The 16,187-nt window shown below is 39.1% G+C and carries 16 protein-coding genes; 13 read left to right on the top strand and 3 right to left on the bottom strand.

Annotated features, from left to right (window positions below; all coding sequences use genetic code 11):
- The first annotated feature begins 76 nt into the window (after positions 1 to 76).
- The 8 genes from D8991_RS07405 to D8991_RS07440 all read left to right on the top strand — a co-directional run bounded on the left by D8991_RS07405 (position 77) and on the right by D8991_RS07440 (position 7,225).
- Complete coding sequence (locus D8991_RS07405; RefSeq protein ID WP_120489494.1) at positions 77 to 1,819, top strand: leucine-rich repeat domain-containing protein; 1,743 nt, start codon at positions 77 to 79, stop codon at positions 1,817 to 1,819.
- A 143-nt stretch (positions 1,820 to 1,962) separates the two neighbouring features.
- Entirely contained in the window at positions 1,963 to 2,754 is a 792-nt protein-coding gene (gene nadE, locus D8991_RS07410) for an NAD(+) synthase (protein WP_120489495.1), read from the top strand.
- An 8-nt stretch (positions 2,755 to 2,762) separates the two neighbouring features.
- Complete coding sequence (locus D8991_RS07415) at positions 2,763 to 3,041, top strand: barstar family protein (RefSeq protein ID WP_120489496.1); 279 nt, start codon at positions 2,763 to 2,765, stop codon at positions 3,039 to 3,041.
- A 120-nt stretch (positions 3,042 to 3,161) separates the two neighbouring features.
- Positions 3,162 to 3,635, top strand: a complete 474-nt coding sequence (locus D8991_RS07420) for a hypothetical protein (protein WP_162926747.1) — start codon at positions 3,162 to 3,164, stop codon at positions 3,633 to 3,635.
- A 54-nt stretch (positions 3,636 to 3,689) separates the two neighbouring features.
- Positions 3,690 to 3,968, top strand: a complete 279-nt coding sequence (locus tag D8991_RS07425) for a co-chaperone GroES (RefSeq protein WP_120489498.1) — start codon at positions 3,690 to 3,692, stop codon at positions 3,966 to 3,968.
- 32 nt (positions 3,969 to 4,000) lie between these two features.
- The gene (locus D8991_RS09160) at positions 4,001 to 4,159 is read left to right on the top strand and encodes a four helix bundle protein (protein ID WP_394364128.1); all 159 of its coding nucleotides are present in this window, start codon (positions 4,001 to 4,003) and stop codon (positions 4,157 to 4,159) included.
- 69 nt (positions 4,160 to 4,228) lie between these two features.
- A complete protein-coding gene (groL, locus tag D8991_RS07435; protein ID WP_120489499.1) occupies positions 4,229 to 5,857 on the top strand; it encodes a chaperonin GroEL in 1,629 nt (542 codons plus the stop codon).
- Between the two features lie 111 nt (positions 5,858 to 5,968).
- On the top strand, positions 5,969 to 7,225 hold the full coding sequence (locus tag D8991_RS07440; protein WP_120489500.1) for an FRG domain-containing protein: 1,257 nt from the start codon (positions 5,969 to 5,971) through the stop codon (positions 7,223 to 7,225).
- A 385-nt stretch (positions 7,226 to 7,610) separates the two neighbouring features.
- Here D8991_RS07440 and D8991_RS07445 read toward each other — a convergent pair whose 3' ends face one another.
- Positions 7,611 to 9,443 carry a lysophospholipid acyltransferase family protein gene (locus D8991_RS07445; RefSeq protein ID WP_120489501.1) on the bottom strand — a complete coding sequence of 611 codons (1,833 nt, stop codon included), beginning with the start codon at positions 9,441 to 9,443 and terminating at the stop codon, positions 7,611 to 7,613.
- Between the two features lie 22 nt (positions 9,444 to 9,465).
- A complete protein-coding gene (locus tag D8991_RS07450) occupies positions 9,466 to 10,704 on the bottom strand; it encodes an aspartate kinase (RefSeq protein WP_120489740.1) in 1,239 nt (412 codons plus the stop codon).
- A gap of 310 nt (positions 10,705 to 11,014) precedes the next feature.
- Between D8991_RS07450 and D8991_RS08930 the strand changes: the two genes are divergently transcribed.
- From D8991_RS08930 to D8991_RS07475, 5 genes are all read left to right on the top strand, one after another.
- On the top strand, positions 11,015 to 11,176 hold the full coding sequence (locus D8991_RS08930; protein ID WP_160224300.1) for a hypothetical protein: 162 nt from the start codon (positions 11,015 to 11,017) through the stop codon (positions 11,174 to 11,176).
- 17 nt (positions 11,177 to 11,193) lie between these two features.
- Positions 11,194 to 11,595 carry a type II toxin-antitoxin system VapC family toxin gene (locus D8991_RS07460; RefSeq protein ID WP_160224299.1) on the top strand — a complete coding sequence of 134 codons (402 nt, stop codon included), beginning with the start codon at positions 11,194 to 11,196 and terminating at the stop codon, positions 11,593 to 11,595.
- A gap of 134 nt (positions 11,596 to 11,729) precedes the next feature.
- Positions 11,730 to 12,455 carry a nitroreductase family protein gene (locus tag D8991_RS07465; protein ID WP_120489504.1) on the top strand — a complete coding sequence of 242 codons (726 nt, stop codon included), beginning with the start codon at positions 11,730 to 11,732 and terminating at the stop codon, positions 12,453 to 12,455.
- 56 nt (positions 12,456 to 12,511) lie between these two features.
- Positions 12,512 to 13,528, top strand: a complete 1,017-nt coding sequence (gene fbp, locus D8991_RS07470) for a class 1 fructose-bisphosphatase (RefSeq protein WP_120489505.1) — start codon at positions 12,512 to 12,514, stop codon at positions 13,526 to 13,528.
- Positions 13,529 to 13,617: 89 nt separating this feature from the next.
- Positions 13,618 to 14,622 carry an o-succinylbenzoate synthase gene (locus D8991_RS07475; RefSeq protein ID WP_120489506.1) on the top strand — a complete coding sequence of 335 codons (1,005 nt, stop codon included), beginning with the start codon at positions 13,618 to 13,620 and terminating at the stop codon, positions 14,620 to 14,622.
- Positions 14,623 to 15,054: 432 nt separating this feature from the next.
- Here the strand turns inward: D8991_RS07475 and D8991_RS07480 are convergent, their stop codons facing one another.
- Positions 15,055 to 16,011 (bottom strand): hypothetical protein, encoded by a 957-nt coding sequence (locus D8991_RS07480; protein WP_120489507.1) that lies wholly within the window; start codon positions 16,009 to 16,011, stop codon positions 15,055 to 15,057.
- Between the last annotated feature and the right edge of the window lie 176 nt (positions 16,012 to 16,187).

Raw genomic sequence — 16,187 nt, forward strand, 5'->3', positions numbered from 1 at the left:
TATTCTTTATTTAAGACTTAGAACTATTTATTTTGTGCTCATACCACTAATAAAACTAATTAATAATAATTTATATATGTCGTATTCTATTATTTTAAATCGAGCTGTTGCTACAGCAGCAGTTTTCGCACTTACAGGAGTAGCTACTGCTCAATCTACACAAGCCAATGGAGATATCTTTGAAGATGCAAGTTTTAAATACGGCATCTTAGATGAGGTTCAAAAAACAGTTGCTATTATTGACTCTAAACTTGCTACAAAGCAAGAGGAAACAAAAGTTACAGTCCCTGAAACTGTAACACACGAAGGCAATACTTATACGGTTACCGAAATCCGTGCGATGGCGCTTAATGGTCATCAGTTCGTAAAAGAATTCGTACTTCCAGAAACTATCACCTATATTGGTGAGAGAGCATTTCTCAATTGTCTGGCTCTTGAAAAAATTAATATGCCCAATAGCTTGATTGAAATAGACAATGCTGCTTTCAGCTTTTGCCGTTCTTTAGCTTCTGTTAAATTCGGAACTTCTCTTAAAAAAATCGGAGAGAAAGCTTTCCAGTTCTGCCACGCGCTTACTTCTGTAGAGTTCCAGGAAGGGCTTGAAGAGATAGGAAACAATGCTTTCTGGTATTGTACTTTGGAGACCGTTAATCTTCCTAAGAGCTTAACCCAAATGGGAGAAGGCTGTTTTACGGTTAATGAAACTGAACATACTAATATCAAAACACTGAAAAGCATTAACGTACATCCGGATAATCCAAACTACGCAAGTGTAGATGGAGTTCTTTTCAATAAAGATATTACAAAACTAATACAATACCCTATTGGTAAAGAGGATACTGAGTATTCCGCTCCTTCTACAGTTACCATCATAGGCGCAAGTGCTTTTGAGCAGGCAAATCTTCATACCATTACATTAGATGAGTCTGTTACTCATATTGAGGACTATGCGGTAACTTCCTGCCCGAATCTTACGATATTCAACTTCCCTGATTCTCTTGTTCATATAGGGGAGCACGCTTTCAGTTTTAATGAAAAAATTGAGTCCGTCCGTATCTCTCCTAATGTTACTGAAATTGGTCCAAGCGCATTCAGTACTTGTAAAGCATTAAATGATATTCAGCTCCCTCAGAAATTACAGAAGATTCAAAACAGTACATTTGCCAACTGTGAGGCTTTAGAGAATATAGAAATCCCTGATAGCGTTACCGAAATCGAAGACTCTGCATTCAATGGCTGCAATAATCTTAAAGCCATAAAAATCCCTGATAGCGTTACTAAAATCGGTGCTCAGGTATTCCAAGATAATGAAGCTTTAGAAGATGTAGAGCTCTCTAAAAACTTAACTGAAATAGGTAAATACAGTTTTGATTCTTGTAGTGCAATTCGTGAAGTAAGAATACACGCTTCTACCCCTCCTAAATTGGGCGAAGGTGTATTCCGTGGCGTATTTGAACCTGACTATAATGACGATGAAGAAAGAAAAGTGCCTTTAAAAGTTCCTACTGGTGCTGCTGCTAAGTATAGAAATGCTCCTCAGTGGGATCAGTTTGAGATTTCCGTAGACCCATCTCTTGAAACCAATGAAGAAGCCTTGAGCAAAGCATCTACCGTAAGCGTATATCCTAACCCTGCTACAGGTACATTCTTCATCAAGACAGATAAAGCAGAGACAGCTACACTCCTTAATATAGAAGGTAAACTCATCAGAACGCTGAGCTTGAAAGCAGATACCAATACTATTAATATCACAGGACTACCTGCGGGAGTTTATTTCGTAGTGGTAGGTGGTAAGTCTCATAAGCTTATCGTTAAATAGACCTTTAATCTTGTAAATATTATTTTTCATAAAGTTATATTTTGTTTTTAGGTTATCTTCATCAGGGCTGGTCTTGTACCAGCCTTGATTTTTTACATTAATGAATAGCAATCTTATTCGTATTTTTGTGCAAAATCAGTAGAATGCAAACCGATAAAGTAATACATCATATTGTAGGCTGGCTAAAAAACTACGCCGAAACCGCAAACGCAAAAGGATATATTATAGGTGTATCTGGCGGGGTAGATTCTGGGGTGGTTTCTACCCTCTGTGCTATGACGGGGCTGGATACTTTGGTGCTTGAAATGCCCATTCGCCAAAAAGCCGACCAGATAGATAGAGCACAGGAGCATATCGCTTTCCTCGAAAGGAAATTCAAAAATGTAAAAGGCTTGAGGGTAGATTTAAGCCCCGCTTTTGAGGAAATCTTTACGACCTTTAAAGAAATTGGGGGAGCATCCGAGCAGGAAAATCTCGCTTTTGCCAATACCCGCTCGCGTCTCAGGATGCTTACCCTCTATCATTTCGCACAGATTAATGGACTTTTGGTCTGCGGAACGGGGAATAAAATTGAGGACTTTGGGATTGGCTTTTTTACCAAATATGGAGATGGTGGAGTGGATATTTCTCCGATAGCCGACCTCTATAAAACCGAAGTTTATGAGCTGGCAAAGGCACTCGACCTTCCAGAAAGCATTAAAAACGCCATCCCTACCGATGGGCTTTGGGATACCGACCGCACCGATGAACAGCAGATAGGTGCTACCTACCCCGAACTGGAAAAAATACAGAAAGAATACAGCACAAAAACAGAACAGGACTATACAGGCAGAGCGCTTGAAGTCTATAAAATATTCCGTAGAATGCACAGCACCGCAAAGCACAAAATAGAGCCTATACCCGTATGCTACATCCCTGAAGAACTAAAAAAATAAACCATAAAATGAATTTATACATTGATTTCGTAGATATAGGAGACAGCGAGGACTTCTATACCCAGCTAAAAGAAAAGCTCATCCTTCCAGAATCTTTTAACCACAGCCCAGAGGCTTTATTAGACTACATTAGCACGGAGGTAGAGCACCCGCTTCATATTGAGTTTGTAAATATGAGTGTAGAGCAACTGGATACCTTTGAGGACTTGCTCACCGCCTTAGAAGATACAGAGGAGGAGGTAGAAGGCTTCAGCTTTTCCTATTATTTGGAGCAGTATGAAGATTAGTCTGCCAAAATTTCCATCTATTAACATCAAAACTCTGCCAAAATTTCCATTAAAAACCTACGGCATATTCTTAGTGAAAGGGCAGTGCGTTCAATCAAGAACATAAAATAAATAGAAACTATGAAAAATATTATCATTATTTGTGCATTGCTTTTGAGTGGGATTTCTATTGCTCAGACGAAAACCTATAAAGGTGCTTGGTTTGAAATAAAGTATCCCGCTTCTTTCAAGGCTAAGGGTTCAATAAAGTCTGCAACCTCAGGCAGTGGGTTTGACAGTGCTGTATTCGATTCTCCCGATGGGAAAGTACAGTTCTATATTTTCTCTCCACAATGGAGCGGTACCGCCCACGATATCGAGATAAAATCCTCCGAAAAGCTCGTAAGCTCCGAAACAAAAGAGAGCGGAGATAAAGAACTATCGTGGTGGACAATCTCTGCAAAAAATAATAGCTACACAAGAAGCTACCAAGAGACAAAAGAACACAGTACAAACTGGATATTCGGAATAAAATACAAGGATGATGCTTCCCTTAAAAAATACAAAAAGCAGTATCTGAACTTTAAAAAATCCTTAGTACAGTTTGCAGACTAATCAAAGAAATCTACCAAGAAGAATCAATAATTTCAACAATAAAATAACATTATTATGTCAGTAAATTTTAGACCATTAGCAGACAGAGTGCTCGTAGAGCCTGCTCCTGCCGAAACAAAAACCGCTTCTGGACTTATCATCCCAGATACAGCGAAAGAAAAACCACAAGAAGGAACCGTAGTAGCCGTAGGTGATGGCAAAAAAGACGAGCCCCTTACCGTAAAAGTAGGAGACAAAGTCCTCTACGGAAAATATGCTGGACAAGAACTAAAACTCGACGGAAAAGATTACCTTATCGTAAGAGAAAGTGATTTATTAGGCGTTTTGCAGTAGGCTGTAAGCAGTAAGCTCTAAGTGATATAGAAATAAGTATAAGCTCATTAAATGAAACGGAATATTTATTATTCCTCTCCAAAGAATTAGATTTTATTTCAAAAGAAAAGCATAAGTACTTAAACGAAGAATTAAATCTAACAAGGCAAAAATTAATGAGCTTAAGAAATAAATTAATAATAAAAGAATAAAAAACAACCCGCTATCAGGCAAAAAAGCCTACTGCTTACTGCCTATAGCTTAAAGCAAAAAAAAATATTATGGCAAAAGAAATTAAATTTGATATCGAATCAAGAGACGCATTAAAAAGAGGTGTAGATGCATTGGCGAATGCAGTAAAAGTTACATTAGGTCCTAAGGGGAGAAATGTGGTTATCGAGAAATCTTTTGGTGCACCCCATGTAACCAAAGACGGAGTTTCCGTAGCTAAGGAAATAGAATTAGAAGACAAAGTAGAAAACCTCGGTGCTCAGATGGTGAAAGAAGTAGCTTCCAAAACCAATGACATTGCAGGGGATGGTACTACTACTGCTACCGTACTCGCTCAAGCAATCGTAAGAGAAGGGCTTAAAAATGTAGCCGCAGGAGCTAATCCTATGGACTTAAAAAGAGGTATCGACAAAGCGGTGGCTACCGTTGTGGAGAACCTTAAATCTCAATCTCAGCAAGTGGGCGATAATAACGACAAGATAAAACAAGTCGCTTCCGTATCCGCGAATAATGATGATACCATCGGTGGGCTCATCGCTGAAGCATTTGCAAAAGTGGGCAAAGAGGGCGTTATCACCGTAGAAGAAGCAAAAGGTATAGACACTACCGTAGATGTGGTAGAAGGTATGCAGTTCGACAGAGGCTACCAGTCCCCTTACTTCGTAACCAATCCAGATAAAATGGTTGCCGAGCTCGATAATCCTTACATCCTTTTGGTTGAGAAAAAAATCTCCTCTATGAAGGAATTACTACCCGTTCTCGAGCCTGTTGCTCAGCAAGGGAAAGCCCTCCTCATCATCTCCGAAGAGGTAGAAGGCGAGGCACTCGCTACGCTGGTAGTAAATAAACTCCGAGGCTCGCTCAAAATCGCTGCCGTAAAAGCTCCAGGTTTTGGAGACAGAAGAAAAGCAATGCTCGAAGATATCGCTATCCTTACAGGCGGTCAGGTTATCTCCGAAGAAAGAGGCTTCACTATGGAGAATGCATCTATCGAGCTTCTTGGTAGAGCTGAAAAAGTAGTTATCGATAAAGACAATACCACGATTGTAAATGGTGCGGGAGATGATGCTCAAATCAAAGCACGAGTAAATCAAATCAAAGCACAAATCGAGACTACAACTTCCGACTACGATAAAGAAAAACTACAAGAAAGGCTCGCTAAATTGGCTGGCGGTGTAGCCGTTCTCTATGTAGGTGCTGCTTCCGAAGTAGAGATGAAAGAGAAAAAAGACAGAGTAGATGACGCCCTCCACGCTACCCGTGCTGCCGTAGAAGAAGGCATCGTAGCAGGAGGAGGCGTAGCCCTCGTAAGAGCCGTAGCTTCTCTCGACAATGTCTCTGGAAGTAATCAGGATGAAAGCACAGGTATCAAAATCGTAAAACGAGCAATCGAAGAGCCCCTGAGACAAATCGTAGCCAACGCAGGTGGCGAAGGCTCCGTAATCGTAGCAAAAGTAGCAGAAGGTAAAGGCGATTTCGGGTACAATGCAAAAACCGACGAGTTCGTTAATATGCTCGAAGCAGGAATCATAGACCCTACGAAGGTAACCCGCGTAGCCCTTGAAAACGCAGCTTCCGTAGCAGGTATGCTCCTCACCACCGAGTGCGTCATTACCGAAATTCCAAAAGCAGAACCCGCTATGCCACCAATGGGAGGCGGTATGCCAGGAATGATGTAACGCATAGCCACACGGGCAATTAATTTAGTGTACAGTTGTACACAGTATATAAATATTCTAAACCACCCAAATAAAATGGGTGGTTTATTTAAAACCTAGTAATTAGAAAAAATGAGAACAATAGAGAAGATGGAAGATATAATCGAAAAAATAGAGGAAAACAAAATAGAAATAAAATCAGTATCAGAATATATAACTGAAGTTAGTAAAATAAAGACTTCTTATAATATCTTTTATAGAGGACATCCTAATGAGGAATTTGAATTAGAACCTTCTATATACAGAAAAAAATCATCAGGAGAATATCTATATATTGATAATGAAGACAAGATATATAGAGAAATGATAGCAAAAGCTCCTAATGATTTTAGTGGAAAAAATACAATAGAGTCTTTAGTTCTAATGCAACACTATGGTATTCCTACAAGATTATTAGACTTAACAACAAATCCATTAGTTGCTCTTTATTTCGCCTGCTCTGAAAATAATAAGTCTAACTCAAAAAAAAATGGCGAGGTACTCATTTTTGATATTCCTAATGAGAGTGTTTGCTATTCAGACAGTGATAGAGTAACTATTTTAGCTAATTTAGCTAAGTGTGATAAGGAGTTTTATTATAATTATACTCAAGAGTTGCTTTATGATTTTAGAGAGCTTATTTCCCTTTTAGAAGGAAAAAAAGAAAAAAATGATATAGCTAAATTTATAGTCGAAAATAATGGATCTTTTCCTGACAATTCTAAAATAATTGACTATGTTAATAGCAAAAAAGAAGATTTAGAAAAATATTTAATAGAAAAAGAATTTAGGATTAAAGATACAATTGATAAAGAGATACAAAATTGGATAAATGAATATGGACAATTATCCGATGATTACTATAAGTATGATCTAAAAAACAGGTTAATAAATGAATTACAGAATTTGATTAAAAATGGATGTATTCCTCAAAATATTAGAGACCTTAATAATAAATATTTTGGTAGACTATTGCACTTTATAAGAGAAGACAAATCTTATTTTTTACCAATAATAGACCCTAAAGATCTTGGTAGTACCTTGGCTATTCGCCCTAAATTAGATAATCCTCGTATTATAAGACAATATGGCGCATTTCTAATTTTTGGAATTGGAGAAACTCCTCTTATTACTCTTCCTACTAATAAGAAAACTAAACCCATGATAATAATCGAATCTAACTGGATTAAAAGAGGAAAAAAAGATAATTCAGAAAAAAGGATAATCATAGATGCAAGCTCAAAAATTAAAATTCTCAAAGAGCTTGAAACCTTAGGCATAAGTGCTGCTACTTTATTTCCAGAGATAGATAAAATAGCAGATGAAATTAAAAAGAAGTTTAAATCTTAATCTAAAAACAACCACTCCTCACGAGTGGTTATTTATTGAGGATTTTAATTTCTCAGTATAAATTTAAGTCTTTCATTCTAAACTTGCCAATACCCTAAAACCTGAGGATATCAAACTAGAGGATTATAGCGTAATCTACTACACAGGAGGATATGGCGTAGTATAGAACCTTCCTAGAAAATGAAAAAATGCTCAAAATCCTCTACTAAACAAGCTGACACATCAATACTAAAAATCCACCTCTTTTCCTGTACAGATAAAGAATAAATCCATATTTTACTAAACAGTTGGAGCGCCAGCCGAAATTTCGGCTGGCGCTCTCATATTATCTATGAATAAAAACAACTTTTCTAATTTCAGCCCCTCTCAAAAACGAGGGTAATGATTACTGTATCTCATTTTGCTCATTGCGAAGCTGCTCACTAAGCTCCTCCAAAACGGGCTTTATGGTGCTCTCTGGCAGCTCACTGATTCGGATGTACATCAAGCCATCTATCGCATCATTAAAGCTCGGGTCTACATTGAAGGAGACGACCTTTGCGTTTTGCTTAATGTACTTCTTGATGAGGACAGGGAGGCGGAGCTCGGGCTCGAGGTCATCGATAATCTTATCGAGCTTGTTGAGGTCGGCATTCATCTCATCAAGGAAGAGGCTCTTGTCTCTGTCTTTGAGCTTTACTTTGTACTCATTTTTTGGGTGAATGTATTGCGCCACCGCAGAGTCGTAGTAATTGGAGCGCATAAATTCTATCATCAATGATTTTGAGAAATCGGAGAACTTACTGCTGATGCTCACACCGCCCATCAGGAATTTATGGTCTGGATTCCTGAGGCAGACATGAACGATGCCCCTCCACAAAAGGAAGAGTGGCAGTGGCTTTTGCTGATATTCAAGGGTGATGAACGCCCGCCCCATTTCTATCACTTTTCGGAAGAAGGGCTGCAGCTCTTGGTCAAACTCAAAGAGAGATGCGGTATAGAAGCCATCGATACCGTGTTTTTTCATTATTTCCTTACCGAGCCCCATACGATACGCCCCTGCGATTTTCTTCTTGTCATTATCCCAAAGGAAAAGATGGTGGTAGTGCTTGTCGTAGTTATCAAGGTCAAGAGGAAGATTACTGCCCTCGCCTACCGCGCGGAAAGTGAGCTCGCGGAGGCGCCCGATTTCCCTCATCACGGAAGGGATGTCGTTATACTCAGCGAAGAAAACCTCGTAATTTCCATTGGCGAAGAATTGTTTATCCTTCTCTCTAAGGTTTTGAATTTCTTTGAGGATATCTTCCTCTGGGGTTTCGTCTATAATGTTCTGAACGATATTAACGGTCTTAGTCGTAGGAAAGTTGAGCTTCAGATTGGGGAGTTTGAGGTTCTCCATCTGAGATTTGCTCTTGTCGTAATAAGACTTTAAGAGGTAAATTTTATTCTGCAAGTGCTCGCTGAGTTCGTCTGTACTCTCCTGCTCATCAATCACCTTTGCGGAGATAGGCCTACCGATTCGTACGCGTATAGGGCAGTCCCTGTCTCTCATCATTTCTGAGGGGAGCATTAGCGTTTGGAGGTCTGGGTGAATTTTGGCTACGCTGTAGAAGAAATTGCTGTTCTTAGCATTGAAATACATCGGTACTACGGGTACTTTTGCAGATTTTATGAGCTTGAGGGCAGGTTTTTCCCACTCCTTGTCTCTCACCTCGTTGTACGAATTATTTTTATTTGAGACCTCACCTGCGGGGAACATACCTACACATCCCCCTGCTTCAAGGTGTTTGAGGGTTTCTCGCATTCCTGTGGCACTACTTCGGATGCTTTTTCGCTCGCCTCCAAACGGGTTTACGGGGATTACAAACTCCTTCATCGGTTCTATTTTCTCGAGGAGGAAGTTGCCCATTATCTTAAAATCTGGGCGAATATCGGAGATGATTTTGCACATCAGAATGCCATCTATCGCTCCGAGGGGATGGTTTGAAACAATGATAAATGCACCTGTCTTTGGGATTTTGGCAAGGTCTTCTTCAAAGACGATATACTTCAGCCCCCTCTCACGGATAAAAGCATCGAAAAACGCTTTGCCTTTGTACATTTTTATCCTGTCATACAAGGCATTTACTTTGGTAAGCTGTGTGGTGCTCATCAAAATTTTAGCAATAGGATTTTTGAGAATACCGAACTTGGTAAGCCCCGTAGCTTTTATCAGTTCTTGGGTTGAAATCAGGCTCATTACTTCTTCTTTATCGAGTGTTTTATTGAATTACCATTTGAATCGTTCGCTTGGAAATTTGCTCCAAAAGTACGGTTTTATTTTCGTAAAACTTGAGTGTATTATTGGTGTCTGCATTCCTTACCGTGAAGAGGGAAACCTTTGGGATAATTTCGGTTTTAAACTCCTTGCCCAAATCTCGATTAAATTCATCGATGTGGGCATACTTATCTTCAAGGCAAAGTGCGAGGGAAATGGCGGAGTTCTGCATCAGCGAGATTTTGATTTTATACTTTGCCAAGAGGGAGAAGATAAAGCTGAGATGCTCTTCGGCAATGAATGAAAAATTCTTTGTGGAAATCCTCACCAGTATCTGATTTTCCTTTAATATATAGGACTCTCGGTATTCGTTATCACTCCCAGAGCCTACTTTTGTCCCCGCTTTTTCTGGTTCTAAAAACGACTTTACGAAGAACGGAATATTTTTCTGCTTTAAGGGTTGGAGGGTTTTCGGGTGGATGACACTGGCTCCGTAATATGCCATTTCTATCGCTTCCTCATAGGAAATATTGGAGAGCAAGGTCGCTTCCTTGAACTTGCGAGGGTCTCCCGTCATCACTCCAGGTACATCTTTCCAGATGGTTAGAGTTTCTGCATTGAGACAAAAGGCGAATATCGCTGCGGAATAATCTGAACCCTCGCGCCCTAAGGTTACTGAGAAATTATGTGCATCAGAACCGATGAAGCCTTGCGTTACATAGGATTGCGATAAACCGAGCGTGGAGATAAGGGCTTCGGTAGCTTCCCAATCTACCTGCCCTTCGCGGTAGGTATTATCGGTTTTTATATAGTCCCTCGCATCGAGCCACTGATTAGCAAAACCTTTCTGATTGAGGTATTCGCTTAGGATTTTGGAGGAAATCAGCTCACCACAGCTCACCACTTGGTCATAAACAAAATTATAGTTCGGGGATTTATTTCTCCTCAGAAAAGCGTCTATATCATCAAAGAAAAGAGCGATTTCTGCAAATACTTTATGATGCTCTGGAAACAGTCCGCTGGCAATCTTTATATGAAAATCTTTTATTTCTTCTACCCCTATCTTGTAATCCACATTCTGGAAATAATCTTCTACTACGCGTTCCAGTGCATTGGTCGTTTTCCCCATCGCCGATACTACGAGGAGGCATTTATCAAATGTCTGGCTTTCTAAGACTTTTGCTACATTGCTCACACTATCTGCATCTTTTACAGAAGCTCCTCCGAACTTAAATACTTTCATCGCTTTTTGTTTTGTTTCAGCCTTAGCTGTAATGTTTTCCTTAAAAAAGGATATCAAAAATAAAAAATTCAGATAAAATAAACAGAGCAGAAAGACTCTTTTATGAAAAATTTTATCATAAAATGCTACCCTTATTCCTAAAAATCATTGCTTATCAACTTGAATAGTTTGAGTTTAATTGCTTACATTTGTTGCCACTGAGCCTACCTCTTATTTGAGGCATCAAAGAGATAAAAAAGGAGGAAGCTCTTTACTTATAATAAAAGGAGAAAGAGAGAAAAGAAAATTAAAACCACAAAAACAAAAGATTATGGAAAAGAAAAAAACAAAAAAAGAAGACAACAAAAAAGTGAGATGGGTTATAGACCCTGAAACAGGGAAAAAGATATCTAAAACAGGATATGCTATGAGGCTGTCTTGGAAGCAAGGAGGAATGATTAAAATTTTAGATATGAAAGCGGTGTTGAAATAAAGGATATGCGATATTTATTGGATACAAATACGCTTATTTTTGCCATCTCTGATAGAGAACAATTATCTAATGATATTTTAAATTTATTAGATGACTATTCTAATATTTTATATACAAGTTCTATTTGTATTGTGGAGTTATTACAACTATATCGTATAGAAAAAATATCTACTCAGTATAAAACTGCTGGAGAAATGATACAGGCTATTGAAGATGATTTTTATATAGAGATTCTCCCTTTTACAAAGCAACATACAAAGCTTCTCTCAAAATTAGAAATAGCTGATGGACACAATGACCCTTTTGACCACGCGATTATCTCCCAAGCAATTGCCGAGAAATTAAATGTAATAAGCTCCGATAGAAAATTCGAAAAATATACTCCTCAGAAACTCCTATTCACTTATAATAAAAGATAAGAGGATAAACGAGAAAGAAAATTAAATACACAAAATCAAAAGCTATGGAAAAGAAATACCTAAATACAAAATTTGAATTATATGAATAACGAGAATCACCTCTACCGACCCCTAATCTCTAATATCTAAAAAAGATGAATAATTTAAAAGAATTACTCGAGTTCAGAAGAGCAGTGCGCTACTATTCCAATCAACCAATCGACCCAGAAGTGGTAAAGGAATGCTTGGAAACCGCAAGGCTCGCACCAACTGCCTATAATATGCAACTTTTCGAGATGTATCACATCACTGATAAAGAAATGCTCAAAAAATTTGTGCCTGCGTGCCTTGATCAGGATAGTGTAGCTACCGCACAGCAACTCGTAGTATTCGTAACTCGACAAGATCTCCACCGAAAACGCGCCAAGGCGATGCTCGCACACGAAATTGAAAATGTAAAACGTAACAGTCCGCCCGAAAAAGTAGAAAAACGCATCAAAAAATGGGAAGCCGATTATAATAAACTAATGCCACTCCTCTATGCAAGAGCTTGGGGCTTGCTCGGAGCCTTCCGTAAAACCCTATCCCTTGCCGTGGGGCTCTTCCGACCAATGTATCGCCAAACATCCGAAAACGATATGCGTATAGATGTCCACCGTAGCTGTGCTTTAGCAGCTCAAACCTTTATGCTGGCAATGGCAGAAAAAGGATACGACACTTGTCCAATGGTAGGCATTGATAGCCTCCGTATCAAAAAACTCCTGCACCTGCCTTATGGTGCTGAAATCAATATGGTGCTAAGCTGTGGCATCCGAGAAGAACGAGGTATCTGGGGAGATAGATACCGTCTGCCAATGGAAGAACTCTATAAACGCATCTAAAAAATCATTAAAAATTATAATTATTTAACTCATATTAAACCAATAAATTTTTACTTATGTCAGAACAAGGATTACAGACTTTAGGAGAGTTTATCATTGAAAAACAAGATGACTTCCAGTATTCTACTGGGGAGCTTTCAAGGCTCCTGAGTGCGATTAGACTTGCCTCTAAAATCGTGAATAGAGAGGTAAATAAAGCCGGGATAGCAGATATTATCGGGCGCGCCGGTAATACCAATGTACAAGGTGAGGAACAGCAAAAACTCGATGTGCTTGCCAATGAAATCTTCATCGCAGCACTCTCCCAAAGAGAGGTTGTTTGTGGAATTGCCTCCGAAGAAAACGACGATATTATAGAGATAAAAGCGGGCGAAAACGGACATCTCTCCAAATATGTAGTCCTGATTGACCCACTCGACGGCTCTTCAAACATAGATGTAAATGTATCCGTAGGGACTATCTTCTCTATTTACAGACGGGTAACCGAACCCGGCTCTCCCGTAGAGATGAAGGACTTCCTGCAAAAGGGTACAGAACAGGTAGCGGCGGGTTATATCGTCTATGGTTCTTCTACAATGATTGTCTATACCACAGGCAATGGCGTTAATGGCTTTACACTAGACCCAAGCCTCGGTACCTACTACCTCTCCCACCCCAATATGCAATTCCCCAAAAAAGGAAAAATCTATTCTATTAACGAGGGCAACTATATCAAATTCCCACAAGGAGTAAAAGACTATATCAAATACTGCCAGATGGAAGAGGAGGACAGACCTTATACCTCACGATACATTGGCTCATTGGTTTCAGATTTTCATAGAAATATGATTAAAGGTGGTATTTATATCTACCCTTCTACCTCACAATCTCCAAAAGGGAAACTTCGCCTCCTCTATGAATGCAATCCAATGGCTTTCATCGCTGAGCAAGCTGGTGGAAAAGCGTCAGACGGAAAAACGAGAATCCTCGAACTAGAACCTACCGAGCTTCACCAACGAGTACCTTTCTTCTGCGGAAGCATAGATATGGTAAGAAAAGCCGAAGAATTTATGGAAAATGCTGAGAAGCATTAAAAAACCAATATTATTTTAATCAACCCTGGGTATTGCAAGACTTCAAAATGAATGCTCTTGCAATGCTTTTTTAACTAAAATTTCAAACGATGAAAGCCCGTTTCTCTAAATATATCCTCAATTTCAAACGCCCAGCAGGCACCTCAAGAGGTATCCTCACACAGAAAGAAACCTATATCTTAGAAATATCCGATGGCGATAAAAAAGGCATAGGCGAATGTGCCCTGTTCCGAGGGTTAAGCTATGATGATACTCCTGACTATGAGGAAAAACTGAATTGGCTCTGCCAGAACATCAACCAAGATAGAGAAAGCCTGAAACACGAGCTCCTCCACTACCCTTCTCTCTGGTTTGGCTATGAACAAGCGATGAATAACCTATCGCTCGGTGCCGACCGCTATTTTGAAAATGACTTTACCAAAGGGATTGATTCCATAAAGATTAATGGGCTTATCTGGATGGGCAGTGTAGATTTTATGAAAGAGCAGATACAGGAAAAGCTCAGCCAGAACTTTGACTGCATAAAACTCAAAATAGGCGTTGATTGGGAGCAGGAAAAAGCTGTACTCTCTGAGCTAAGAAAAGCCTATCCTAAAGAAGTTCTGGAGCTCCGTGTAGATGCCAATGGTGCCTTCACCCTGCAGCAAGCTACCGAAGTTCTAAATGCCCTACACAGCTTAGGAATACACTCCATAGAACAGCCCATAAAAGCAGGAAACTGGGAACAAATGCGCCAGCTATGCCAGCAAACTCCCACTTCCATTGCCCTCGATGAAGAGCTTATCGGGATAATAGACCTCGACAAAAAAATTCAGCTTCTCAATACTATATCCCCTCAATACATCATTCTAAAACCCTCACTCGTAGGTGGATTTTCAGGAACGGACGAATGGATCTCCCTCGCAGAAGAAAGGAATATCGGCTGGTGGATTACCTCCGCCCTTGAAAGCAATATCGGACTCAATGCCATAGCTCAATACACCTACTCCAAGTACCCAAAAATCCCACAAGGGCTTGGCACGGGCTCACTCTTCACCAATAACTTCCCAACACCATTGATTTTAAAAGGGGATAAACTTAGGTTTAAACGCTAAGCTTTGTGCTGTTGGCTAATTGGCTACTAGCTTTTGGCTAAGCCTCACCGGCTACGGTGTGTCTGTCATGCTGTGGCTGCCCCACTGGCTACGGTGCAGTAGGCAGTGGATGGTAAAAAAAGAGGATGATATCCTCAAAAACAAGCCTCAAAAAGTATAAAATTTCACCTTTGTAAGTTATTGATTTCCAAAACTCACAGAGGAGGTAAAAAAACTGACTGAGTTTTTCAAAAAACTGACTGCCTTTTTTCAAAAACTGACTGAGTTTTTTCAGAAACTGACTGTTGGCTTTTAGTAATGAGTATAAACTTCAAATTCTCGGCTTAGTACTAAAAAATTATGAATACTCTATCTTGAGAAGAATAAAATTTTATCAAACAGAAAAAGAGCTACCGACTTTGTCAGCAGCTCTTTTTATATACAAAGCAAAATTTATTTAGTAATCCATTCTTCCCCATCCGAGATAATACATTTGCTTTCTCCTGCTTCTATTGTGCTTTTACCAAGTGCACCCGTAGAGATAGTAGCGTTTTTAGAGAAGAAACAAAGCTCTCTACCTTTATCATCTTTAGCCGAAGGCAGCTTACCAAGCGTAGCCGAAGCAGAGCCTGTATACTTAATCATATAATCCCCTTCTTCTATTATAATACGGCTATCACTTGTAGTTCGTACACTTTTGTATACTGCGCTATTTTCAGCTTGTTTATTCGAAGCTTGCCCCTTTACATTACTTACTTTTAAAACACCATCACTATCTACAACTACAAAGCGAACTCCCCTGTTTTTTTTTGCTAAGCCTGTAATCTTAACATCACCATCTACTGTTAATTTATGGCTTGGGACTGTCTTACCATATCTATTGCCTATACCTACATTTCCATTATCAGCAATAATCATCTGACTTCCCTGATTTGTTCCTCCTCCTTGATAAGCCCAAAAGTGTAAGCCTGGTAAATATTTTTGATATTCATCGGTTACTCCTGGCTTAGTATTGGTCATATTATAAAGTGCCCAAGTCTTAATAGCTGTACCATTCTTAATCGTATTGGTAAGGTATAAAGCTCCCCCTTCATTAGTTTTGTCTTCGGACATAAAGTAACCTTTTTTTAGAAGCATATGACCATCTTCTACTGTTATTGATTCTCTTGGAGTATCTGTTCCAATTCCAACTTTTCCATCCGAATTTACAGTTAGAAGTTTGTTGGAATCTTTATTATTTACCTCCAATACTTTACTCGTATTACCTTTTGCTTTTACATTAAGTGTAGCGGATGGTGTTTCAGTATTTATCCCTACTCTACCTTCATACTGCTGTTGCGCTGCTAATGTTACTCCAAAGCCAATAAAGGCTAATACTCCTGATTTCTGAAAAAAATTTCTTACTATCATAATAAAATATTCGTCCCCCGACCTCTAAAAAGGGACTTGTTGTTATTAGTTTTTATTAGTATTCATCTCAAAATAGAGGTCAGCTTTTGAGACTTTCTTCTTTTATTTCTCCATAATATTAATGCCAAATACAAATAATGAAAAACGACTAATTGTATTTATGGTATTCCTTCTTT

This window comes from Bergeyella cardium (genome assembly GCF_003614945.1).
GTDB classification, from domain to species: Bacteria; Bacteroidota; Bacteroidia; order Flavobacteriales; family Weeksellaceae; genus Bergeyella_A; species Bergeyella_A cardium.